The organism is Lacinutrix salivirga, from assembly GCF_053604675.1.
In genome coordinates this window covers 25086-49946 of record NZ_JBSHNP010000108.1, presented here as the reverse complement: position 1 = coordinate 49946, position 24861 = coordinate 25086, and the positions used below count along the sequence as shown (strand labels likewise).

17 protein-coding genes are annotated in these 24861 nt (G+C 31.6%); 4 read left to right on the top strand and 13 right to left on the bottom strand.

Features of this window, described 5'->3' with window-relative positions; genetic code table 11:
• Positions 1-5: 5 nt before the first annotated feature.
• The 5 genes from ACVC5O_RS09305 to ACVC5O_RS09285 form a co-directional block, all read right to left on the bottom strand.
• A complete protein-coding gene (locus ACVC5O_RS09305) occupies positions 6-452 on the bottom strand; it encodes a GNAT family N-acetyltransferase (RefSeq protein ID WP_452221207.1) in 447 nt (148 codons plus the stop codon).
• A gap of 3 nt (positions 453-455) precedes the next feature.
• Positions 456-1121 (bottom strand): HdeD family acid-resistance protein, encoded by a 666-nt coding sequence (locus tag ACVC5O_RS09300; RefSeq protein ID WP_452221206.1) that lies wholly within the window; start codon positions 1119-1121, stop codon positions 456-458.
• 52 nt (positions 1122-1173) lie between these two features.
• The gene (locus ACVC5O_RS09295) at positions 1174-1647 is read right to left on the bottom strand and encodes a Dps family protein (protein ID WP_452221205.1); all 474 of its coding nucleotides are present in this window, start codon (positions 1645-1647) and stop codon (positions 1174-1176) included.
• A gap of 67 nt (positions 1648-1714) precedes the next feature.
• Positions 1715-2527, bottom strand: coding sequence for an SDR family oxidoreductase (locus ACVC5O_RS09290; RefSeq protein WP_452221204.1), 813 nt, complete (start codon positions 2525-2527; stop codon positions 1715-1717).
• 21 nt (positions 2528-2548) lie between these two features.
• Positions 2549-3622 (bottom strand): AOC03_06830 family ribosome hibernation factor, encoded by a 1074-nt coding sequence (locus ACVC5O_RS09285; protein ID WP_452221203.1) that lies wholly within the window; start codon positions 3620-3622, stop codon positions 2549-2551.
• A 467-nt stretch (positions 3623-4089) separates the two neighbouring features.
• Between ACVC5O_RS09285 and ACVC5O_RS09280 the strand changes: the two genes are divergently transcribed.
• The 3 genes from ACVC5O_RS09280 (at position 4090) to ACVC5O_RS09270 (ending at position 9072) form a co-directional block, all read left to right on the top strand.
• Positions 4090-5679: an FMN-binding glutamate synthase family protein gene (locus ACVC5O_RS09280; protein WP_452221202.1), complete on the top strand. Its 1590-nt coding sequence runs from the start codon at positions 4090-4092 to the stop codon at positions 5677-5679.
• A gap of 169 nt (positions 5680-5848) precedes the next feature.
• On the top strand, positions 5849-7993 hold the full coding sequence (locus ACVC5O_RS09275; protein ID WP_452221201.1) for an FUSC family membrane protein: 2145 nt from the start codon (positions 5849-5851) through the stop codon (positions 7991-7993).
• A gap of 59 nt (positions 7994-8052) precedes the next feature.
• Positions 8053-9072 (top strand): DUF481 domain-containing protein, encoded by a 1020-nt coding sequence (locus tag ACVC5O_RS09270; RefSeq protein ID WP_452221200.1) that lies wholly within the window; start codon positions 8053-8055, stop codon positions 9070-9072.
• A 32-nt stretch (positions 9073-9104) separates the two neighbouring features.
• Here ACVC5O_RS09270 and ACVC5O_RS09265 read toward each other — a convergent pair whose 3' ends face one another.
• From ACVC5O_RS09265 to ACVC5O_RS09255, 3 genes are all read right to left on the bottom strand, one after another.
• Positions 9105-9611: a DUF3124 domain-containing protein gene (locus tag ACVC5O_RS09265; RefSeq protein ID WP_452221199.1), complete on the bottom strand. Its 507-nt coding sequence runs from the start codon at positions 9609-9611 to the stop codon at positions 9105-9107.
• Positions 9612-10144: 533 nt separating this feature from the next.
• Positions 10145-10786, bottom strand: a complete 642-nt coding sequence (locus ACVC5O_RS09260) for a DUF6266 family protein (protein WP_452221198.1) — start codon at positions 10784-10786, stop codon at positions 10145-10147.
• 18 nt (positions 10787-10804) lie between these two features.
• Entirely contained in the window at positions 10805-10939 is a 135-nt protein-coding gene (locus ACVC5O_RS09255; protein WP_452221197.1) for a hypothetical protein, read from the bottom strand.
• Between the two features lie 270 nt (positions 10940-11209).
• Between ACVC5O_RS09255 and ACVC5O_RS09250 the strand changes: the two genes are divergently transcribed.
• Positions 11210-11536, top strand: coding sequence for a YegP family protein (locus ACVC5O_RS09250; protein ID WP_452221196.1), 327 nt, complete (start codon positions 11210-11212; stop codon positions 11534-11536).
• Positions 11537-12731: 1195 nt separating this feature from the next.
• Here ACVC5O_RS09250 and ACVC5O_RS09245 read toward each other — a convergent pair.
• From ACVC5O_RS09245 to ACVC5O_RS09225, 5 genes are read right to left on the bottom strand one after another with little or no spacing between them, the layout of a single operon-like run.
• Complete coding sequence (locus ACVC5O_RS09245; protein ID WP_452221195.1) at positions 12732-13301, bottom strand: hypothetical protein; 570 nt, start codon at positions 13299-13301, stop codon at positions 12732-12734.
• Entirely contained in the window at positions 13279-16767 is a 3489-nt protein-coding gene (locus tag ACVC5O_RS09240; protein WP_452221194.1) for a DEAD/DEAH box helicase, read from the bottom strand. The genes ACVC5O_RS09245 and ACVC5O_RS09240 overlap by 23 nt, the downstream gene beginning before the upstream one ends.
• A complete protein-coding gene (gene drmB, locus ACVC5O_RS09235; RefSeq protein WP_452221193.1) occupies positions 16764-18752 on the bottom strand; it encodes a DrmB family protein in 1989 nt (662 codons plus the stop codon). The genes ACVC5O_RS09240 and drmB overlap by 4 nt, the downstream gene beginning before the upstream one ends.
• On the bottom strand, positions 18743-22468 hold the full coding sequence (locus ACVC5O_RS09230) for a helicase-related protein (RefSeq protein ID WP_452221192.1): 3726 nt from the start codon (positions 22466-22468) through the stop codon (positions 18743-18745). The genes drmB and ACVC5O_RS09230 overlap by 10 nt, the downstream gene beginning before the upstream one ends.
• Positions 22452-24857 carry a DrmE family protein gene (locus ACVC5O_RS09225; RefSeq protein ID WP_452221191.1) on the bottom strand — a complete coding sequence of 802 codons (2406 nt, stop codon included), beginning with the start codon at positions 24855-24857 and terminating at the stop codon, positions 22452-22454. The genes ACVC5O_RS09230 and ACVC5O_RS09225 overlap by 17 nt, the downstream gene beginning before the upstream one ends.
• Between the last annotated feature and the right edge of the window lie 4 nt (positions 24858-24861).

Below are 24861 nucleotides of genomic sequence, written 5' to 3'. Positions count from 1 at the left end.
TTATTTTAGTTTATAGTCTTTGACATTACTATTCGTTGTCCATTATCAAAAAAATAATTATCTAAAATGCTATCTCCTTTAAATCCTAAATTTCTATAAATGGTTATTGCAGGTTTATTATCAGGATATACAGTTAACGCAACTTCATTAATATTATAAGGTTTTAAAACTTTAATTAATTGTTCTGTAAGTTTTTTTCCTAAACCTTTACCTCTTGCTTTTTCATGTACTCCAAGCGATAATATCCACCCTCGTTTTTCGTAAGTATTTAAACCTCCAATAATATAGCCTATTATTTCATTTTTGTGTTTTGCAACTAAAAAATAATTGCCAGAGATATCAAACAATTGTCTAACAACAAAAGCTGGATAAGAATCTGTTTTAAATAGTTGCTTTTCAATAACTATAATAGTTTCTAAGTCTGTTAGCTTAGCTTTATTTATTTTTATCATAATTTATTGATTATCCCATTCTCCTTGGATTTCTTCTAAAATATTTTCATAACGCTTTAACAATTCTGCAGAAATGTGTTTAGAAGATTTATGTAAGCTTTTAAGCTGCATTGCCAAGAAAATATTAAACAATCCTGCAAACAAAAAGCTTAAAGCCACTAAAATTATAATACTAAGTCCTGCAAAAAGTGGGTTCCAAATAAGAATAAATGATGCGATAGCACCAATTACTCCAAAAATTAATAGTCCAGTCCAATTTTTACTTCCGTATTTTTTAACATCTAACGCGAATCCTATAGTTGAAATAGAACGAAATAAAATCACAAAACCAATATAAAATGCTAAAGCGGTAATTGATAGCGTTGGTTTTAGCAACAATAAAACACCAACGAATAGTGTAATTATTGCAAATGCTAAGGTCCAAGCATAATTGTCTAATCGGTCTTTGTTAAGTATTGAAAAAATACTTTCTGATAATCCGCTAAACAAAAAAGACAAAGCAAACAATATTGACAACGCTTTTAATGATCCTTCTGGCGAGGATATTACCACTATACCTACAACAACAAAGAAGATACCAACCATTAATGGAATGTACCAATGTTTTATTGTATTTTTAACTGTTTTTAATAACGAAGCTTCCATTATATTATAATTTAAAAAACTCATTTAAACCGCAATTCATTGTTTAAAAGTTTAAATGAGTTTTTGGTTAAAATTATTATTTTAAATATGCAGTGTACATCCAAACAAGTTTTTCTTGTTCACTTATATAATCACTCATTAAAGCATTAGTCCCTTCATCATCTGCATCTGCAGATAAATCGAGAATTTCACGTTGTAGTATGATTATAATTTTTAACGATTCTAGTATGTCTTTAACATCTTTTATTCCGTCTGACACCTCACTACTTTCTTTAATTTTTGCTTCTTTTTGATATACTGAAAATTGGTGATTTGGTGTGTGACCTAATGTTCTAATACGCTCTGCTACATCATCAATTTTAACAAATAGGTTTTCATAAAGTTCTTGGAATTTACCGTGTAGTTCGAAGAATTTCTCTCCTTTAATATTCCAGTGATAGCCTCTTACATTTTGATAAAATATAGAATAATCTGCTAAAAGTTCATTAAGTTTTTCTGCTAGGACTTCTGATTTTTTTATGTTAAGTCCGATTGAATTTAATTGTGTCATTTTTATATTGTTTTAAAAGTTTATTATTTTTAGCTTAAAACCTTGTTTGTTTATTATTTAAGTGCAATTATCCCATTTTTTTGATATTGTGGACTACTCCACCATCTACCAAAATGTCAGTACTATTTATAAAGCGTGAAGCATCTGTTGTTAAAAAACGAATCACTTCTGCTACATCTTCTGGTTGACCATTTCGTTTTAATGGTGTTGCTTGCTTTATCATTTCCATACGCTCTGGATGTTCTTGAGCAGCTTTTAATGCCATTGGTGTTTCAATAACTCCTGGTGAAACAGATACAATTCTTGCTCCTTTTTCTCCCCATTTATTGGCATTTTTAATGGTAAGTAATTGCACACCTCGCTTTGCAAAGTTGTACATCAAATCCGAATTGTTATCTACAAATTTGCTCACAATTTTAAACGAACCTGAATCTTGTGGATTTGCAAGTGCATCATCATACTCTTTATTTGCAGGAACAGTATGTGCCATCATAGACGATAATAAAATGGCTACTGAATCTTTTTCTGCTAATTTGTAAAATGCATCGACCAACAATTCTGTTGCCACTAAATCTATGGTATAAACCTTTTGTAAGTCTTTTACAGTACCACTAACTCCAGCAGTGTGAATAAAGGCTTTTAATGAGCCTTTTTCTGCTACAAATTGTGTTAGTTTATCAATATCACTTTTTGATGTAATGTCACAAGCGATTCCTGACACATCAAATCCTTCTTTTGATAATTTCTGTACAGTATCATCCACTTTTTGTTGCGAATAATCTGTTAATAGTATTGGTTGATTTTTAAAAACTCTTGCACAAGCCTGACCAATGCCTCCTGCTCCACCTGTAATTACTATTAATTTTTTTTGTGCTGTCATTTTATTTCTATTTTACATTTATTAATATCTAGTTATAGCTCCAAAGCCATTAAATTTTGTTAGTTCTCCTTTAGGAAGAAACACAACTTCTCCACCAAAATCCATGTTTAGCTCAATAAGTTCGTCATATATATCATCTATAACCTCTTTATCACTTTTTTGAAAATCTGATACATAAATAATTTCATCATCTTCTATAACAGCTGGTTGAAACAAGTCCTTTTCTATAAAAAGTGTTTGTATTCTTCCTTCTTTTATAGCTTTATAAATATCATTAGTATCACTTAAAAATTTGTTTTGTGTTACTGCTTTAAGTAATTCTGCTTTTCTTTCAGTGTTAATTGTTTTGTAATATGCTTCTATAAGTTTCCATGCTTCGGTTACAATAGCGTGGTCTTTTTCAGCTATTCTGTTATCATTTAAATACATAGGATAAATACTATGTTTTTGATCTGCTACCTTTAAATATTCTGGATAGTTTTCTTCGACTGTAGAAATTAAAACTGGTAATGGATTTTGGTTTCTAATTGTATTAACTTCTTTATCGACTTGATTAAAAAACTCTGCTATTAAATTTCTTTGCCTTGAAGACACCACAGGTTCCATGGTATTTATATTATCAAACTGTGTGTTTTTTATTGGGAATGGCGCTTTAAATTCTTTAACCACCTTATCGTTAAGTGCCTCTATTAAGCGTGCTTCGCTTTGACTTAAAACTAAAATATAATAATTAGATTCAGTATGCATAGCTCTAACCAAATCTCTAGTAGAGAAGGTATTGTCTATAATAACACGATCTGTTACAGGAATTGATAATTTGGTAAATTCTGCAATATCTTTATTTACAAAAAGCACTAAACTGTCTAAATTATGAGCATGATTAATCTTAGTAGCAAGTGTCTTTAACTTTTCAATTAGCACTAGTGCTTCTTTTTTATTTAAACTTGCTAAAAGTCTATTTTCAGTCTCTTTAATTAAATTTTTAAGTACTAATTCGTCTTTTAAAGAATCTGGCTTTGTTCTGTGTGTATTCATTATTATTGTTACACAATTTTCTGAACTTAAGTTTTTAATATTTTTTAATATTGTATTCATTTTTTAAGTTTTTAATTGATTAATAATTTTTTAACTGAACAGTAGAATTTAATTTCTATTTAGATAAGAGTTTTTAAATCCTTTTAATAATGTAGTTGCTAAAGGCATGCCTAATTAATTAACAAAATCAAATAAAAACATAAGTTGCTGGCTAACAATAACTTATATGTATTTACTAAAATAGATAGAAAATCGTGTTGGGTAATTAATACTCTTGACGAGGAGAAAATACCCGATTTTTGTTAGAGTACATCTAATTTTATTAGATGTTTATGCATATATTTATTTTAAAAATAGATAGTATATAAGCTGTAATTTATTTATACTTTAATTGAAAATTGCTAAAAATAGATTCCTTAAATATTTGTGAAATTATAAACAGCATCATTATATTTTATAAATTTGCTGTAATTAAGAAAATGCTTTGAATTATTTAATTTTCTTAAAAAAACTAATGTGATATAGATATGAAAGTTCGCGAATATTTTATTATTATTTCAGTTGTAATTACCGTTTCAATTATTTTACTAGCTCAATTTTGGACTCCAATACTTTGGTTGTTTCTTTTAGTAGGTCCTTTAATTATTTTAGGAATAGTAGATATTTCTCAAACAAAGCATACAATACGTCGCAATTTCCCAGTAATTGGTAGGTTAAGATATGTTTTAGAATCTATTAGACCAGAAATAATGCAGTATTTTGTTGAAACAGATACAGAGGGCAGACCTATAAATAGAATTCTAAGATCTTTAGTATATAGACGAGCAAAAGGACAAAACGATACAGAGCCTTTTGGGACACAGTTAAACATTTATCATTCTGGTTATGAGTGGTTAGAACACTCTATGTATGCTAAAAAAAACCCGCAAAATATAGGCGAGTTCCCTCGTTTACATATTGGTGGTAAAGACTGTAAACAACCTTATTCTTCTAGCTTTTTAAATATTTCGGCAATGAGTTTTGGCTCGCTAAGCGACAATGCAATAATGGCTTTAAATAAAGGAGCAAAAATGGGAAATTTTGCTCATAATACTGGAGAAGGTGGAATAAGTGACTACCATTTAAAACATGGAGGTGATTTAATATGGCAAATAGGAACGGGATATTTTGGTTGCAGAAAAGATGATGGGACATTTAACGAAGTAACCTATAGGGAAAACGCAATAAGGCCAGAAGTTAAAATGATTGAGATTAAATTATCTCAAGGCGCAAAACCAGGTCATGGAGGAATGTTACCAGCAATAAAAAACACAGAAGAAATTGCAAAAATAAGGCATATAAAACCTCACGTAGCTGTGCATTCTCCTCCATCACACTCTGCTTTCGAAGATCCTATACAATTAATGTATTTTATTAAAAAATTACGTGATTTATCCGAAGGTAAACCTGTAGGATTTAAATTATGTTTAGGACGTAAACAAGAGTTTATGGATTTTTGTGAGGCAATGATTGCTACAGATATTCGTCCAGATTTTATTACTGTAGATGGTGGCGAAGGTGGTACAGGTGCAGCTCCTGTAGAATTCTCAAACTCAATGGGAATGCCTCTACGAGAAGGACTTGTTTTTGTACACGATACTTTAGTTGGTTTTGGTTTACGAAAAGATATTAAAGTAATTGTGGCAGGTAAAATCATAACAGGATTCCATATGGCTAGAGCTATTGCCTTAGGAGCAGATGGTTGCAATAGTGCGCGAGCAATCATGTTATCTATTGGTTGCATACAAGCTTTACAGTGTAATAGTAACACATGTCCTGTAGGTGTAGCTACACAAAATAAATCGCTTGTAAAAGGCTTAGTGGTAGATGACAAAGCACCTCGTGCAAAAAGATATCATGATGCCACTATACAAAGTTTCTTAGAGCTTATTGCTGCAGCAGGACTTAATGGACCCAATGAATTAGACCGAAGCCATATAAGTAAACGTGTTGGTAGTTTTGACATAAAAACTTACGATGAAATATATCCTTATGTAGAAGAAGGCTCTTTACTAAACATACATTCTATTCCGGAGGAGTATAAAAAATTCTTTCATTTAACTCGTATAATGAAGTAAAAATATGATTTCTGATTTTTATTTATAAAATCTATTTAGTAGGTCATATAAAATAAATTAAATAACCCACTAAATCTCAATTCATATTTTAAACTATATATCCAATACTATTAATGAGCTAATAGAGTTTTTAAAAAGCACAAGCTTTTCAAAAGCTATTTTAATTGGTGTGTCAATTACTGTGCCTGTAATTTTAGGGATAGCTACAAACCATTTAGATATTGGACTTGCTATTTGTTTTGGTGCGTTTTGGTGCTCGCCAAGCGATGTTAGTGGCAGTTTAAAACATAAACAAATAGGAATACTTTTATCATCACTTCTAGTTGTAATTATAAGTTTTATTGGAGGCTATTTTCATATTTCCAAAGTATTTCTTTTTCCTTTATTAGGTTTTCTTACATTTTGTATTGCATTTATTTCTATTTATGGATTTAGAGCTTCGTTAATAAGTTTTTCTGGATTATTGGCACTAGTATTAAGTTTTGCGCATACTTCAGAAACTTTAGATGTTTATCAATATGCATTACTCATTGGTGCTGGAGGTTTATGGTATTTGCTATTATCTACAATTTGGTTTTATATAAATCCTAAAGCTGAAACCGAGGAAACCCTTAATGAAATAATTTTACTAACAGCAAAATTTTTAGACACAAGAAAAAAACTTATTGGAGAACAACCCAATAGAGCTGGATTGCAAACAGAGCTTATGTCTTTACAAATAGAGCTTACCGAACATCATGAAACGCTACGCGAAATACTACTTTCTTACAGAAAAAGCTCTGGAAAATCAAATTACCAAAGCAGGCGTTTATTGCTTTTTGTTCAACTCGTAGAAATTTTAGAAACTGCAATTGCTAACCCAGTTAATTATGATAAGATGGATGCTTTGTTTGAAATGCATCCTGAATTTAAACAAGATTTTCAGGATTTAATTACTGAGTTATCCAACCAGCTACGCGATATTGCTTCTAATTTCAACACTCCAAAACTTTTTAAATCTAATAAACTATTAGCAACTTTATTTAAAACTTTAGAGAAAAATATTTTAACCTTTAAAGACGATAATAATTTAGACGATTATGAGCGTTACTTAATGCTTCAAAATTATTTAGAATATCAAAAAAAACAATATGAAAAGCTTAAAACAATACAAAGACTTTTAGGGAACCCAGAATTAAATTCAGATAATGGTATTGAAAAAGATAAGCTTAATCGCTTTATAGGCACACAAAACTACAATCCCAAATTAATATTAACCAACCTAAGTTTTAGATCTACTATTTTTAGACATTCTCTTCGTCTGGCTATTACAGTTATGCTAGGTTATGGTTTAGGTTTGTTTTTCGATTTACAAAACCCTTATTGGATTATTCTTACCATTATTATTATAATGAGACCAAGTTATGGACTTACAAAAACACGCTCTAAAGATCGTATTATTGGTACATTTATTGGCGCTATTTTGGCCAGTGGATTAGTGTTTTTAATACACCATCCCTATATCTATGGTGCTTTAGGTGTGCTCTCCTTAGTTCTTGCTTTTTCTATGGTACAGAAAAACTATAAAGCTTCTGCAACGTTTATAACGTTAAGCGTTATTTTTATTTATGCCATTTTACAACCAGATATATTAAAAGTGATACAATTTAGAGTTGTAGATACTGTAATTGGTGCTGCACTTTCTTATTTAGCTATGCGTTTTTTATTACCTGCTTGGTCTTTTATGGAAATTGGAAACACTATAAAAAAAGGTTTAAAAGCTAATACTGCCTTTTTTAAATCTATAAGTAACTACTACCAACACAAAGGTGAAATTCCTACTAGTTTAAAAGTAAATCGTAAAGAAGCTTTTTTACAAATGTCTAATTTAAGTGCAGCGTTTCAGCGTATGGCTCAAGAACCAAAATCGAAACAAAACCACATAGACCATATATACGAGCTTGTAGAAATAAACCAAAGCTTTTTAGCCTCTTTAGCATCTTTAAGTGCCTATATCCAAAACCATAAAACTACAGAGGCTTCAAAAGAGTTTAAATTAGTTTCAGATAAAATAACATCTAATTTAGATGAAGTATGCAACCTATTAAACTTTATTAATTTTGAAACTCCTACGCTAAACACTAATGCTTCTACTGAAAAATACAAAGCATCAACTCTAGGTTTTTCTATAGATAAGCTTACAAATGAAGCTATTTCGAAAACTGATAATGAACGATCTCATAAAGAGGTACATTTAATTTGGGAGCAGTTATACTGGCTATTTAATTTAAGTGAAAACATGTTGAGGTTAACTTCTAAATTTAAAATAAATTAAATTGTAAACACTAATTATACATTAAAACTATTTTCTTAAATCCAAAAAAACCAAAAACAGTGAACATTAAAAAATTCTTACTTTTAGCTGTATTGTTAACTATTTCAGTTCAGTTAAAAGCTCAAAATGATACTATTATCGCAAAAAACAACCACGTTATAATTGGCACTATTAAGGAAATGTATAAAGGTGTTCTCAAAATGAAAACCAGCTATAGTGACAGTGATTTTGCAATAGAATGGTCTAAAGTGAAACGTATATCATCTGTTAATGAATATATTATTTCCTCTACAGATGGCGAAATTTACAATGGTGCTCTACAAAGTAATAAAGACAATGAAGCTGTAATTTACAGTGAAGATAATATAATTACGAGTATTCCTTTAGAGAATATTATCTACCTAAGAACTTTAAAATCTAACTTTATAAGTAGGCTATCTGCATCAATTGCACTAGGTTATAATTTTACAAAATCTAATAATTTAAGCCAAATAAACCTAAGAAGTACATTAGGATATAAAGCTAGAAAATGGACAATAAATGGAAATTTTAATGGCATTTCAACAACCAGAGATAATGTAGATGCTATTAGACGATTAGATGCAGCCTTATCGTATCGATATTTTTTAAGAAAAGATTGGTATCCACTTGCTGAAATTAACCTACTATCCAATACAGAACAAAATATTGAACTAAGAACAGTAACTAGATTTGGTATTGGAAAATATATTAAACGTACTAATAAAATGTATTTAGGGACACAACTAGGAGTCTCTTATAATAACGAAAGTTTTACCGACAGAACAACATCTTCTCAAAACAGTTTAGAAGGGTTTATAGCAACTGAATTAAACCTTTATGATGTTGAAGATTTTAGCCTGCTCACAAGAGTAGTCGCTTATCCAGGCATTACAGAATCTGGGAGATTACGTTTGGATGCCATTTTAGATTTACAATATGATTTACCTTTAGATTTCTTTATTAAGTTAGGGTTTACCGTAAATTACGATAACCAATCTGTGGAATCTTCAAATAATTATGATTATATATTTCAAACCTCATTTGGTTGGGAACTTTAATAAAAAATATAAAAGAACTTAATTTCTGAAATTTATCTTTTAATTCGCTTTCCTTCAGTTACAAAAGAAATACCTTGCTGACCATACGTGGTTATCATTATGGCTTCAAAAATAGGAGCGTTTTTAGTTGTTCTCCAATCAAAAATAAAATTAGCTCCTGTTCCGCCTTCATTATCTATTCCATCAATTATTATTTGAACAGTTTCCATTGGTTCAATAAATATTGGTTTATTAAAATAGGAACGTATAGGTTCTCCATGCGTGTTATAAAAAATCGCTTTTTCAATATAAATCTCTTCATTAAGGTTTGGATTGTGCAAACTAATTGTTGCAGATAAGTCTGAGATTTCTTCAGAATTACGAATAAAAATTTGAGAATATACAGATAGAAAAGTACTACCTGCTTCTAATGAATCTGGAATTGGAGATTTTATAGTTCTTTTTTCCCATAATTCTTTATTTGTAGAACTCAGTTCACGTGGTTTTTCGCAGGATAGAAAAAAAAAGGATATTGATAAAAGAAGTAAAACGTGTTTCATAATAACAAATTAATAACATGAATTGTAAAGTTAGTTAATATCTATTTAATTGAAGAGTTCTAACTACTATCTTATTTTTAGCCCTTGTAAACCTTAACTCCCAAAATAAATTTGGGATAAGTTCGCTTACGAAAATCACAGATTTGCTAGTTAGTAATTAATACTTAATATTATGAGATCCCAAAATAAATTTGGGATAAGTTCGCTTACGCAAATCACAGATTTGATAGTTGGTAATTAATACATAATACTGTGAGATCCCAAAATAAATTTGGGATAAGTTCGCTTACGCAAATCACAGATTTGCTAGCTCACTTACTTACCAATACAATATTTTCCTACTCTTGCTATCATTGGGATAGCCGAATATAGGCAACAAATAGGTAACACGTAAGTTTCAGAAAGGGAAAATGTAAGACAAATATTCGCAAGTAAGTCGTCTTACTTTCATTGTCGTAAATATATAGAATTTTAAATTACGAGCACAAAAAAACCGCTCAGTGAGAGCGGTCTTTAAACTTCAATCCTCAGACTTATTGAGCAGTTCCAGAGCCTAAATAAGTACTGTTTGATACTTGTCTACCGTCAGCAGTAATGAATGCAGCAAATAACTCTACAGTGTCTCCCGAATATGTATTCGGAATTACAATTGTTTGACTTCCTGCGGTTCTCACGTTACCATCCACTACCGAAATAGATTCTTTCTTTGATGGATTGTAAACCAATAGCATTATTCTATCGGTTGCGTTGGCATTTCCTTCATCTGCGTTGTCATTCCATCCGAAAGTTACTTCTCCAGCAGTTGTCAGGTCGGTTGTTCCGTTTAATACACCAGATAATCCGCCTCTACTGACTAAAGCAGCTGTGTAATCTACTGTAAAGTTTGGTGCAACACCTGTGACCGCATTGTTCAAAATGTACGACATAGCAGCATTAAACTCGGTTTTCTTAATCGCAAGCGATTTGTAACCTTGCTTAATAAATGGCTTAATTGCCTGTAAAAATTCTAAAGTCACAGTAAACTTGTTTCTTTGGTTTACTTGACCTTCTGTTCTTGGATTCGCAACACTCGAAGGTTTAATTCTGAGATAATCGATTCCTTTCCAGCTTCCACCGATAACGTTTCCTACTTTACCTGAAAGCCCACCTAATATTCCTTGTGATATTTTACCCATTTTCTTAGTTTTTTGGGGTTAAACAAAATTTGATTCGGACTTGGTACGACTTTGGCCTGAAGCAATACCAGTTCTGCGTAAAGTATGGCAACTTTCGTGCAAATAGGTGTTATTGGTTTCGGTTGCAGACTTCTGCTGTCTTTTGCCTGCCACTAAGAAAATGAATACATTTTTTTAAAAGAAAAAGAGAAAAAAGAAAGCCTTGATGCTGATGGCGTGGCATTCCTGTCAAGCTTTTTGGGAAAAATCGTGCGCTTGGATAGGGTTTAAAAAAAAGTACGCCATTTTTTAGCGTACTATTTTTTTCAAAACCCTTGTGGCTTGAGCTTTATAGGAATATAGTGTTGGCCGTCGGTAGCCAACTATATTTGCAACCTTTTTTTACTTCTACTATCTTTAGGACTAATTTTTATTTTAAAAACTATGGCAAAATTTGAAATGTATCAAGATGCACGTAATGAGTATCGATTTAGATTAAAGGCAGGGAATGGGCAAACTATTCTTGCAAGTGAAGGATATTCGGCTAAAGCTGGATGCTTAAATGGAATCGAATCCGTAAGGACCAATTCACAAGATGATAGTAAATACGACAGAAAGAAATCAAGTAATGGGAAGCATTATTTCAATCTTAAAGCTTCTAATGGACAAGTTATTGGAACAAGTGAAATGTATGAAAGTTCATCTGGTATGGAAAATGGTATTGAATCTGTTAAGACAAATGCACCAAAAGCAACTGTTGAAGAGGGTTAATATTATTTACTTCGTTTAAAATTGACCTTCTTTTCTAAGAGGGTTTTTTAATATTCGGATTTTGTTTGTTAAGCAGGTAATCCAAAAGGCGCGAGCCGCCTGCGAGATGAGCAAGGGTGTTGTGAGTGAAAGCCTGTAGCGAGCCGGTTGTTGAAACTATATAACTTCAAATTTATAACAAATGTTTCTTGAAAATCGTGCGAAAGGCTCTCACGACTATGTTGTAAACACAAGGCTGGCGCTGTTTTTTGATGCGGTGGGAAAAGCAAGTGCAAGGATTGAAGGAAGCAATTTAATTTGGGTGCGTTAGGTTTTCATCTTTTACGATTACGGATGTTTAAGGAATTGAGGATTTTGAGGAAATGGATGATTTCAAATTGTATTCAAAAGTTGAGATAAAAAACCTTCCGCTGTGTGATGGCTTAAATTGCTGACTGAATGAGTTGCTCTTGTGAGCGTTTGCAATATGTAATCATCCGCTGTTTAATTGAGGTTTAAATACTGTTTGAATGATTATTTATCAACTAAACGAGAGGTGTGTTGAAACTGATAGCGGTGATTTCATATTGTGACTTGGGTGCTCTCAAAAACTGTGACAGCCTGATTAGCCCGAAGCGACACGCAGGCTCGCAAAAAATTAAATAGCGGTTGTCCCTTAATAATTATGCCAGCGCATTGCGCTGACTTTATTGGGATTTTAAGGGACAAAAGTAGCTATGGGTGAGGAAGGCGTGAAATGTATGCAATAAAACAAATAAATAGTGCCAACGAGGACGTTGCGCCGCAGTGGTGCTATTTATGGTATATGCAAGGGCATTAATAGTATTGACCTTTAATTGTTAAACAATGGTTGTTATAATAACTGTTTATTAATGATTGCAAAATGACCTTGCAGATATGTTTTATGGAATTAAATGGAACAACTGACGAACTCCTTATTACCTGCCTTCCCGAATGTTTAATGTTATAACTGCTGTTTATTATATGTACTATACCAAAGCGCATAGGCAAAAAGCATAGGCAATAATTTTGCATATACTTTAATTGTTAATTCTAATGCTTATTAAAATAATTGCTTATGCTGCGCGGAACCGTAGGCTCTTGCGATTGAATGAGAGTAGCTTGCGGAACGAAAGAATGAGTAAGTGCCGAAGGTGTGGGCAATGTTTGTAATGTAAAGTATAATCTTGATTAGTTACTGAAAGTTTTTGAATGTTATTAAAGCCAAAAGTATAATTGAAATAAAACCAATAATCCAAATGGACCATTTTAAAGTATTCATAGCTTTTAATTGTAACTCTGAATGCTTAACTATGTTATCGTTAATACTATTTTCTGATTGTTGTATAGTAGATTCAATTATCTGTTTTAATTGCAACCTCTCACTTTCAATTAGTTGTTTGATTTGAGATTTATTGTCATCCAATTTTATCTTTATTGTAGACTCTAAATCACGATAAAATTCCTTATTCTCTTTCCTAATAGTATCAATTTTATCTTCTAATGTACTGTTAAGTTCAATATTAGCTTGATAAATACTCTTATTGATTTTTTTAAAGTTATCCTCAATACTGGTAAGATGTTTATTCTGTTCATCCTTAATTTTGATGAATGTTGTATTGTTTTCCTTTAATTTAGAAATAATGGTTTCATAAGACACTACTAAATCTTCTAATTTTTTATAGGCTTGAGTTACGGCATTCAAACGATTTACTTCCAAATCTAAACTCCCAAGTGTTTCCTCAAATTTTTTCAAGTTGCTCATATAGTCGGCTTGTTATTTTCTTAAGATTATTTACTTTTTCCAGATAAGCATTGTTTAATAAATCCAGTAAACCATAATAGTCTGCTAATTCCTCCAGCTTTTCAGGGTAATATATTATTATTGATTGGCATAAAGCATATTGCCCATCCTCGTTAAGATGATTACCAATTTCTTTTATATATTCTAATATTTCTTCTTGTACAACAATATCTAAATTGTTGTTTTTAATACTCTCGATAGCACTTTCAAAACGATTTTTACCATCAAGGTCATTATAATCATCAAGAAATAATCTAACAATACCACTAATTAAGTTTAATCCTGTGTTATTTTGATTACTTTCCAAAAAACGACTTATGCTATCTCTTAAATTTTCAAAATAGGTTTTACGTATTTCTAAATCTTTTATTGCAGGTAGGTAAATTGTATTAACTATTTCGTTTTGAACATTTCTTTCTACAATCTTTAAAGCTTCAAACCATTGTTTATAGTCCAATGAATTTTCAGATATGTGTTGTAGTATAAAAGTTGATTCCGTAAATTTAAAGTAGTTGTCTATGCGTCTCTTAAATGTTGCACTGTCTTTAAAATCGTCGCTCCAATCTACCAAAGTTTTTAATGATTGCTTACGGTTATATGCAATGTTTTCAAATATCCAATTCAATAAAAACCACACTGATTTTTCTATTAAGGTATCTTTTTCAACTTTAGCAATATCATTTATAACATCACGCTCTGGTTCGTACTTATTGATGTAACCAGATAAATTTTTCAATATTGATTCTTCCTGTTTTGAATTAAATGCAACTTCAAAATGGTTTATAAAGTCTGTTGTCCAATCTGATACTATTCCCAATAAACTTAAGCGGTAAATTGCTTTTTGAAGAGTATCTTTATTAATCCTTAACTTGTTGTATGCATCATTCCAAAATATTCTTAATGTAGTGTTTGGTTTGAAATAATTATTGATTACACCCAAAACAATTTTAAAGTCTTCTTGTATATCATTTTGTCCTTGTAGAAATAAGAATAATTGTTTGAATATATCTTGACCATTCCAACCAGCTTCGTCATTTATTTGACGCATTTCAGCAAAGGTTGTGTTTTTATTAAATAGCCTTTGAACTCTATCATTATTTATGCTCTCTGGCGAATAAAGGACGTAACAATGTCCTTGTTTGTCTTTGTTTTCATCTTTTAACTTATCCCATCTACCAGCTCTTCCCGCTTCTTGATACAATGCTTCAACCGAACTTGGAAGACCATAATGAATGCTGAAATGAATATTACTTTTGTCAATACCCATACCAAAAGCCTTAGTTGCAACTAATACTGCATATTTGTTTTTTTTGTACCCTAACTGAACTTCTGTTTTATGTTGAATGAATTGTTCAGGTTCTAATACAGGAATTCTTCTTCCTGTACGATTGCCTTGATTGTCATATTCGTGGACACGTGGAACTTCTCCAGAATACCAATTTGCCTTACCTGGGAATAAACTATTTACTTGATTTGATATAGCGTAGCAACCAATAGGGCCATTTACGTTAGGTGTAAAAATTATTGCAGCCTTTTCCTCAGTTTCCGTTAAATCCTCATTATCCGCAAGCTCTTTCAAAAGCGAGACTAATTCTTGATTCTTATTAGGGCTTTCTTTAATATGAAAATTCAATTCTGCTCTACTATAATCTAAAAGTGATTTTATATTATCATCTGCAAGTTTTTGTTTTTGTCTTGAAAATTCAATCTTAATGTCTTTTAGGACATTAACAGAAGCGGTGGCTGTAAGACCAATAAACTTAATCATTCCTTCTCCATCAATGTCTTTTGGACTTAAGCTGTCAATTGTTTTTGCCAAATTGAGATAGGATGTTCTAAAATCGTGACCCCATTCTGATAAACAATGTACTTCATCAATAACAGCGTAAGCCATTGAGTATGCAGCTATAATGGCCCTTATTTTATCTCTAAATGTTGGTATCTGGAACTTTTCAGGTGAAATAAACACAAACAGATAATGTCCTTTTTCAAATCCAAGTTCTCTTTTTCGTCGTTCTTCTGTACTTAAATCACTTGTTATAAATGCTATGTTTGTAATTAACATATTTTCCAAATTTTCATTTTGGTCGTACATCAATGACTTTATAGGACAAACAACAAAGTTTATAGCAGGCTGTAATAAGCAAGGTAGTTGGTAGCATAAAGATTTACCACCACCTGTAGGCAATAAGCCTATAGTATCTCTTCGATTAAGAGCGTTTTCAATAATAGGAAATTGTCCTTCTCGAAATTTCTGTTTACCGAAAATATTTTGAAGGAAAAACTCTAAAGTATCTTCATCATCCTTAGTTATCTTGTAATTAATCGGTGAAGTTGTACTTACTCTAAAATGATTACGTTCTCTAATCACATCAAAATAATCTGTTCTTACATAAAGAATATCACTATTTAATGAGGCTTTATCTGTAAATCTTTGAAACAAAGAAAAATCAACGTTGATTGTATTAGCTGATGGCTTAAAATCATTCTCAGTATAAACTTCTATAATTTTAATTGATATTTTTGGAAATGGTATTTTGTGCTTTAATAGCCACAATTTATTTAACCAAATATTTAGGTCCTCCAATGCCAAGGTTGCATAAGGACCAATATTTTCATTTGACAGTAAGTGGATAGTACTGTTTTCTTCAAGTGTTATATAGTTATTTGATAATAATTCTAAAAGTAAAATTTGAAATCGTATGATGGCTGTTGGTAGCAGCTTTGTTCTTTTTTCAAGTTCGCTTATTTCATTATTTTGTAGCTTTTCAAAGGTAACTCTGTAATGTTTTAAGATATTCTCAAACCTCTTTAAATGCTCAGTTATTTGTTGAACCTTAATAATATATGTCCCGTCCCTTAATTCTGAAGTATCAATTCTTATCGTAGTGACCCCTTTTTGAGTTAAGTAGCCATCACGAATAGTATCGTTTACACGTTGAACATCATTAGTTTTATGCTGTTGGCCATCTATTTCAATTACTAATTTTGCAATCGGTATAAAGAAATCAACTTGTTGATTTATAAAATTGGTATTCTCTTCGCCAACTAAGTCATTAATTTGAATTTCAGGAATAATTAGTGAACTAATAAAGGCATACTCCCCAAAATCTTTAGGAATGATGTTTTCGTAAAACTCTAATGCAGGATAATAGTTGCTTTCTGAATCTCCTTTAATAGTATCATACCATTTTTGTTTTTGATTATTTGTAAAAAGAAAACGGTCTTGAAAGTTTTCTTCTTCGTGAATAACGCCTATTTCTTCCTGTAAATACTTGGATAATGTAGTTGGAAAACCACGTTGTAATATGTTCTTGAGTACACAGATTATCTGATACAATTCATTGTCGATTGTACCATCTACTAAATTTTGTATTACAAAATTTGGATTTGTATAGGCGTAATTTGCTGTGTACTTTTTAATCATTTAATCAAATCTTTAAAAAACCCGTATTCTTCATCTATGAGTAATGAGCGGTCTAAGAATGAATTGAACTCTTCGCAAGCATTTTCAGGAATAAGTGTGCAACTGTAACAGGCTGCCATATTTAACCCTCCTATTCCTTGGCCATCATCTGTACTATAGCATATTGGGTCGGATGCACAATCTGTTGCTCTTCTTAATGCTGATTTTAATAAACGTAACATTTTTGTTTCTGGTGCTTGTGATACTAAACCACCGTAACTGCCTTCTGCACCTGCAATAGTATATAATAACACACCTTGCATTTGGTTTGCATCTACAAAGAGTCTTTCATTTAGCGAGGTAGAAGGATAACCACATAGAAACTCTAACTCTTTAATTAAGAGATGTGATAATGTATGTACCAACAGAAAACGTATTAAATGTTCTCTGTTTACAGTCATACCAAACTTTTCTTTTACTGAACGATATGCGTGACTTTCAATATTTATATATAGTTTATTAATCTTGTTCTTAAAGGTTTCATTCTTTTCAGCTTGCGTTATCCAGTTATCGATTTTGTCATTAGATAGTGCTATAAAGATACCTTCGCCAAAGCTTTCTATTGCAGGTAAGTACCTGGTTTTATCTTCCCATTTAGATGTAAATTTCTTCTCTATAAGTACTTGAGTTTCGTCCATTTCTGAGAAAAAATCATCATTTGTTAATGGTTCTTGTCTTGTATAACCTACTTGTACCGTAGTCATCTTAATACGCCTTAAACCTATTAATTGTTCAAAACCGTAATTTGTTAAGTTTTCTAATCTTTCTTTCTTAAAGATTAAGTTTTCATCTTCATCTGTAAAGTCAATCTTAGGATTCTTAACTAAAAAATTATATTCATAAAGGCGATACTCTAATTCAGGTATATATGAGTTGTCATTATCGTTTTCTAATATTTTTTTGATTTGCTCTAAAGGGTATTCTTCTTCTAAAGCTTCAAATATGAACTCTGCATCTTTACCTTTTGCTTTAAATCTATTTATTTTCTCAATGTGTTTGTTTCTTACACCTTTGTCCGTAGGTAGAAAAATACTTGAAACAAGAATGGGATAATAGACACTATTACTACTACGAATGACTGGTTTAAAAAATACTTTGGATTCTTTCCCTTCTTCGTGTCGTTCTAAAAGTTCAGCTTCGGTAAAATATTTTCTTTCGCGTAAGCCAAACAAACCTGATAGATTCATTATTCTACCTTTATGACTACATCCATCATTCATACATTTCACACTAATACCTGCTAAATCCGAAAACTTTGTTGACTTTGTATATCTGAGGTCTGGATTTTCACAACATAATGCTTCGTAATCTAACCTTACAGAACCGTTTTCAGAATCTTCATCTTTGACAGCCTTTTGAGCTTTGTTCCATCTTTCCCAAGGTATTTCTTTTATATCTCCTGTAGGTGCAGACATAATAAAACGTACTTGTTCTAATTCTGGTGCAAATTTGCTTCCTCGTTTTGCATAACAGACACCACATTTTGGTGGTGCAAATTCTTTTTTAGTAGCATTGGGTTTCGCTAATTCCCATTCACGCCACCAATCTTTTATATGTTTAAATCTTTTGCACGAGTTACAGTAAAACCATTTAGGAAAGAATGATGCACTTATTGTATCATTTATATGTTCAGGAATATCTGCTCTACTTGAAGAAGATACATTATCAGGTACATATACAAATGCTTCTAATTTTTCGAAGCCATCTTTATGAGATAAACGCTGTAATAGACGTTCATCGTTGATATGATATGAATTATCAATAAATGTTTTACCATCTTGTTTATTAAAATGGAAAAATGGCCATTCATCAAATCTATCAATCATTAAGGCGCCAAATGGTGTTTCTATAATAGAACCTGAACCACCGTAAGAACTAATGGCTTTGCGTGTTTGTATTTTAACAAACTTATTATCGGCTGCTTTCTTGTTTCTTCTTATTGCCATTCAAAATTAGATTTAATTCTTATAAACGTGTCGGTATCTATTTCCCTCATTGATTGCATTACCGTCCAATCTATTGCACTTTCGTTTTTGTCAGACGGTCTTTTGAGTAATCTCTTATACTTTAAGTCGTTAGAGGCTCTTGCTTTGCTTTCCCAATCTTCAACAACATTTTGAAACCTCCGCTCAAAATAAGCCATCATTTCTTTATTATTTGCACCAAAACGTTGTTCAATAAAGTCTCTATACGCTTTCGCGAAAGCGGATTTAAAATTAGCAGCATCATTATCCTTGTTGAGATTAGGATATGTATTGCGTACAAATGCTACCAACGAAGTTGTAAGCATTTTATCAATAGTACTTTCGGTAAATGGTGTTATGCTTAAAGGTTCTACACATTTGTAGAAGGCTTGATGAAAGTTTATAAAATGTTCAAAATATGACTTTTCTCTTGCTCTGTTAGGGTCTAATAAGGACACCACTAAACCATTTGTCTTACGTCCTACACGACTGGATGCTTGTATGTATTCTGCAATATTCTTAGGCATACCATTGATTAGCATTAGATTTAATCTGCTGATGTCAATACCCACAGAAATCATATTTGTTGCCAAAACAAAATCAACTACGTCATTTAAGTATCTATAACCTTTGTCTGTTGTGACAATATTTTTTTCGTCAAAAGGAAGTTCTAATTCTTTTAGAATCGATTTTATACGTGAACTTTCTACACGACTTGTTAGTTCTTCTGTACGAGAGGATATGCCTGCAAAATTGAATCTATAATCATCAATAGGATTGAATAAATCTTCTAAACGGTATTGTAATGTTGATGTGAAATTTGATACTTCATCGCCTACTTTATTAAAAATTTTACCTACATCTTTTAAGCTGTTATAGTAAGAAACTATTGTCCAGTAATTATTAGCAAAGTCTTTTGTTTCCTTATTTCTATATACTTCAAGACGAGATACAAAAAGATGCGCCAGCAGTTGTAATTGCGTGTCAATAGATGTTTTTCCTGTTGGCATAAAACCAATATATCGCCTTTTACTTTCTGTGCTTTCTCTTGAAAAGAAACTATCGTTATGATTAATACCTGAAGGTGGAAATATATTAACCTTGCGATTACCATATAGTTTTTCTATTTGATACTGTGTGTTTCTTGTGGTTGCAGTAGATGATATAATCTTAGGTGCAATACCGTTTTTAGTACATAATAATTCAATAGTAGATTCATATAATGCTGTAATTGAACCTAAAGGACCATTTAGTAAGTGAAGTTCATCTTGAATGATTAAGTCTGGCGGTAATCCGTTGTCTATATTTGCTTTAAAGAAATTGTGAGCATCTTCTTGCCACGCTAACATTGCAAACTTATCTACGGTTCCAAATAATAGCGTAGGTGGATTTTTATAAAGATTTTCATCAACTACTTGAATAGGTAGTTTTTCGTGAAAATGACATTGTTTATTTATACAAGAAATTTTCAACTCGCCTTTATTTACTTTAAAGCCATATCGCCAGATTGTTATGCCTTTAGAGTTTTTTTCTTTAGATACCGATTTAGTACCACACCAAGGACAACTACTAATCTGAAATACATTTTTGCGTTCAGGATTTCCTTTATCTCCCTTTAATGCTTCTTCGTCCATTTGAGAAACCAAAATACCTGCACCATTATCTCCAGCAACTTTGTTAGGTGTTGACGCTTGTCCAACCCATAAACCAATACTTATAGGTTCTTCTTTTAAGGCGTCTTTAAATTCTGATTGAGAACGCATAAACTCTAAAGTAGCAATTAAGCGAGATGCACGTTCAAATTGTTGTGCTGTTAATAAGCGTAATGTGTAACGCATAATAACACTTGTACCATCATAATCATTTTCATTACTAATTCTTCTAAAAGCTATTGTAAATGCTGCTACCGCTAAATATGCTTCTGTTTTACCACCACCTGTAGGAAACCAAATAAGGTCAACCGTATTGTTTGCTTTACGCTTTTCAGGTTGCGCTATTTCATCTAAACTAAGTAATAAAAAGGCTAACTGAAACGGTCTATATTTAGGAACAAACCCTAAATTTTTAAATGTGTCATAATGTTCAAAGTAAATAAGTCTATTCGCATTGATTGATTTATCAATCTCAAATAAGTCTTTTTCAGTCTTTCCTAATCTTTTGTCATTGGATACAATTAACTGTATGAGCATTGCTGTATTCGCTAATTGGAAGGCTTCGAACACCTTTTCATTATCTAATAAACTGATGTTATCTTTTAGTCGTTTGTAATTTTGCTCCTGTCTTTGTATTACTCTTTCTGCAACTACTTTCTCATTAGGGTTGAGCTTGTTTTTTTCTTGAATTTGTTTATTTATCCATTGCTGATAACTGGCTACAAAATCTACTAAGTTTGCTTTAATTTCATCTTTGGATAGTCCCCAAATAGAGAGATTCCGCATATCTAATGCCTTGTCTAAACTACTATCCTCAAATTCGTTGATTACATCATTAATATTCTGTTCTGGTAAGAATGTAGATTGTACCGTTTTTGTATTCTCATTCCATACTACTGAGCAATTGTGGCCTATACCATAACTTTTGATATTTCGATAAATCAACTCTATCTCTTCCGCTTCTTCATCTCTAATTTCATCATCAGATGCGTACGTATTAAGACTATTATCTTTATACTCAACTAAACCTTTGGATTGTACTTTTATACTTCCTTGAAAAAGGGATTTGAAATTTAGATTTTCTGACCTATTGGAAAAGCGATTCGCCGGATGGTCTTCAGAGCGATTGACTAATTGGATTTTTACAAATCTTGCTCTATTATCTTCGTATACCTTAATGTTGTAGCCTGCATCTGTTAGTTTGTTTATCTCAACAGGGAAATTAAAGGAAATAGGGGATTTAAAGGATTTTTCTATACTGATAGTTTCTTTAAAGTTAAAAGGCGTTCTTTTCCACGCTCTACCTAATAATTTTTCTAATTTACCGATATGATAATATGCAGAAAAGTGACCACCTTCTTCGGTTTGCCTTGTTAAGTTCTTTTTGTTTTTGAATTCATCAAACTGTCCATATTCGCCATTTGCTCTTTCAGGGTTTTTCTGTTCTCCTTTAAGCTCTCTATTTAGAAACATATACCCATCTTCGTACTTGAGTGCATCACGAAATGTTAGCGGATATGGAATACCTTGTTCAAAGAATGAATCGTAACCAGCCTTAGAAATCTTAATTTTTCTTTCTTCGGCTTTTGCTTGAGTATATAAGCCAAAAGAAAATTCTACATCTACCTCTTTAATTGATTTCTCTAATGCGACTGTAATACCTATGTTAGTGGGAAAGAAGCTATTTGTATCTAAATTAAAGTCTTGCCTCTTGATTTTTACTTCTTCCTTCTTTTCTCCTAAATCCTTAGTTTCCTCAATATCTGTTTCTTCATTTTCTAAGATGTTTTCTTCTTCGTTTTCATCAGTGAGTAATGATTCACTTTGTAGTGCTGCATCATCCTCATCTGCCTGTGTTTCTGGTGTTACAGATTTGTTGGGAAACAGTACACCACTGAAATATCTTGGTAAAGGGTAATCTGAAATTATTTCCTCTTCATCAGGAAGTCCCCACATATCAGAGCCTGGACCTATCATTCCTCTTTGAATGCGGTCTTGAAATATTTGCCTTGCTTTTTTATCTATGTCATCAGTTTGATTCTTCATCTTCAGTGATTGCTTTACTTTCTATTGTTCTTATCGGTGCTGCACTTCTTACAAAAGCTTGTATCTCCTCTGTTTGAAATTTGGATAGCATTTTACCTGTATTTTTTCCATCCGAAACGATGTAATCCATCACATCATCACTAAGGTCTCTACCTAAACTTATCATTAAGCCTCTATAAAACCGTTTTACCTTTAATAATTCTACAAATGATTTATTAAGTGCTTCATCTTCAAACAACATTTTCATTGCTCTTAATTCGTTGTCACTATGCGGAAAACGCTCTTTATCCTCTTTATTAAGCCATTTAGAAATTGTTACTACGTTTGTTATTTTACTTCCTTTCGCTTTAAGTGAGCTTAGTAATCGGTCTTTATCGTAATGTCTATCTTTTTCAATCCTGTTAGAAAAATATCTTGATAATGATTCCTTCCAAAGCCTTGACATTTTCTCAACTTCTTGGAATCTTCCATTACTATCTTCTTGTGAAGCAATACTAAATAAGCGTTCTTTAGATAAATTATTATAGACTCTTACGGTGTCTCCTGGTAATACAGTATAGGTCTTTGATTTAATCCATTTACCATTCTTTTTTATCAGTACCGTTTTTGACCCATCGTATACTAAAGATTCTGTACTTCCTTGAAAATTGATACGATAATTAACCTGCTTGTGTGATTCATAATCATAGGTTTGTTCTGAGCGGTCATTTCTTGTATAGAAGCCATCCATTATATCTTCTAAGGACTTATTTTCTATGACTTCTTTAAGTTTTACCTTAAAATCTAATGCTGTGAGTTTTTTTCGGTCTTTAGACTGGTACTCAGTAATAAGACTATTGTCATATTTATCTAAGTACGTCTTTAGGACCTTAGCTTCTTCTGGATAGGATAGGAAATGAAAACGATGTGGCGAATTGATTGCAAAATCAAGGATTTCATCATAGTATTTGCCATTATTGTAAAGACTAAGTACATATACTTTTGCACTTCCTTTCAAACTTTTTTGCAGTAATTTGAACTCTTTAATACTGCAAATTTTGTTATGTTTTATTTTAAATTCTTCTCTCCAATTTTCTACTAATCGTTTAGGAACAATCAAGTAATCGACAAAATTTAATTGCTGTAGATATTTTAATTTATTGTTATTGAAGTTGGCAAAAATAGCATCAATATGTAACCTTAATTGTTCTTGTATAGCGGAATCATCCAGCTCTAAATCATAGAAATCTTGCTCGATAGTTTCTGATGCCACTTTTTTGATTAAATGCTGTACAAATTCTACCTGAGATAAATTGCGACTATCATTAGATTTTGCTAAAACCAATGCATATAAGAATCTGCGTAGGCGTTTTACATTGAGTAAGGACATACTGTTTTCCTTTTCAAGTGTGCTTAGATAGGTCATTAAGACATCTATTTTTTCTTGAAAAACAACATCTTCAATATTGATTACTTTTATTTCGCCAGGTGCTTTATCTTCTAAATATTCAAACTCTGGAAAGGTCCATTTCCATTTTAGGAATTGATTTTGTTCATCATTAAAACCTTCACTACCTAAGATGATACAATTAGGTATATCTTCATTTCTAAGGGCTAAACGTATTTTAGTACTAATATCATCTTTGTATTTATTTTTACCTATGACTACAAGTGTTTCTATATCAATGTTTTTATCTAAAACATAGGTTTGTAACGTATCGTAATCAGGCACACAGTATATCATAGGTTCAACAGGAATATGATTCCAACTCTCTGCTCCAGAACGTGCTATCCAACGCATAGGAATAGCTTTTTTTACATCAATATCAATGTACTTTTGAGTTCTTAATTCTTCGTCAAACTCTTTTTTAGACATTATGATAGCAGACTTATATTTGAACTGCGATGGTAAGTTTTTACTTTCATTAAATATTAAATCGTAAAACTTCTCGTAAGCACCGAAACCTACTTTTACTCTGCGCCCTGTAAAACCTGCATTTACAATTTTGTATTTGCCAATTTGTGAATACTTTACTGTTTTTTTATACTCCTGACCTTTTTTTCCACCAAATACTATATAGCTATCTTCTCTAACAAGTTTAATCTCAAAACGCATCTTGTTGTATTGCAAGACGTCGCCCTTTTTATAAATTGTGTGGTTGTCACAAAAGTTTTTAAAGAACAAAGAAATCGCTACCGATAACACTGCAGGAAATTGAGATAATGCAGGTAACTCTTTATCAAATGATTCTATAAACAAGTTTTCTTCTTTGTTAATGGCCTTATCCATTAAATAGAAGTTTATGGCTTGAAAATCTGAAAGATTTAAAGCCTCTAAGTGGTACTCTTTAGTTAGGTACTCCTTAGCTTTATTTATTAGCTCTTGTGTATAGGTTTTGATTTCTTGCATTAAA

What these genes read in the sequence shown, in the direction of transcription:
- ACVC5O_RS09305 (WP_452221207.1), bottom strand. Translation starts at nt 452, where the DNA reads ATGATAAAAATAAATAAAGCTAAGCTAACAGACTTAGAAACTATTATA.
- drmB (WP_452221193.1), bottom strand. Translation starts at nt 18,752, where the DNA reads ATGGCAATAAGAAGAAACAAGAAAGCAGCCGATAATAAGTTTGTTAAA.
- ACVC5O_RS09240 (WP_452221194.1), bottom strand. Translation starts at nt 16,767, where the DNA reads ATGATTAAAAAGTACACAGCAAATTACGCCTATACAAATCCAAATTTT.
- ACVC5O_RS09285 (WP_452221203.1), bottom strand. Translation starts at nt 3,622, where the DNA reads ATGAATACAATATTAAAAAATATTAAAAACTTAAGTTCAGAAAATTGT.
- ACVC5O_RS09280 (WP_452221202.1), top strand. Translation starts at nt 4,090, where the DNA reads ATGAAAGTTCGCGAATATTTTATTATTATTTCAGTTGTAATTACCGTT.
- ACVC5O_RS09225 (WP_452221191.1), bottom strand. Translation starts at nt 24,857, where the DNA reads ATGCAAGAAATCAAAACCTATACACAAGAGCTAATAAATAAAGCTAAG.
- ACVC5O_RS09300 (WP_452221206.1), bottom strand. Translation starts at nt 1,121, where the DNA reads ATGAGTTTTTTAAATTATAATATAATGGAAGCTTCGTTATTAAAAACA.
- ACVC5O_RS09250 (WP_452221196.1), top strand. Translation starts at nt 11,210, where the DNA reads ATGGCAAAATTTGAAATGTATCAAGATGCACGTAATGAGTATCGATTT.
- ACVC5O_RS09295 (WP_452221205.1), bottom strand. Translation starts at nt 1,647, where the DNA reads ATGACACAATTAAATTCAATCGGACTTAACATAAAAAAATCAGAAGTC.
- ACVC5O_RS09290 (WP_452221204.1), bottom strand. Translation starts at nt 2,527, where the DNA reads ATGACAGCACAAAAAAAATTAATAGTAATTACAGGTGGAGCAGGAGGC.
- ACVC5O_RS09265 (WP_452221199.1), bottom strand. Translation starts at nt 9,611, where the DNA reads ATGAAACACGTTTTACTTCTTTTATCAATATCCTTTTTTTTTCTATCC.
- ACVC5O_RS09260 (WP_452221198.1), bottom strand. Translation starts at nt 10,786, where the DNA reads ATGGGTAAAATATCACAAGGAATATTAGGTGGGCTTTCAGGTAAAGTA.
- ACVC5O_RS09230 (WP_452221192.1), bottom strand. Translation starts at nt 22,468, where the DNA reads ATGAAGAATCAAACTGATGACATAGATAAAAAAGCAAGGCAAATATTT.
- ACVC5O_RS09245 (WP_452221195.1), bottom strand. Translation starts at nt 13,301, where the DNA reads ATGAGCAACTTGAAAAAATTTGAGGAAACACTTGGGAGTTTAGATTTG.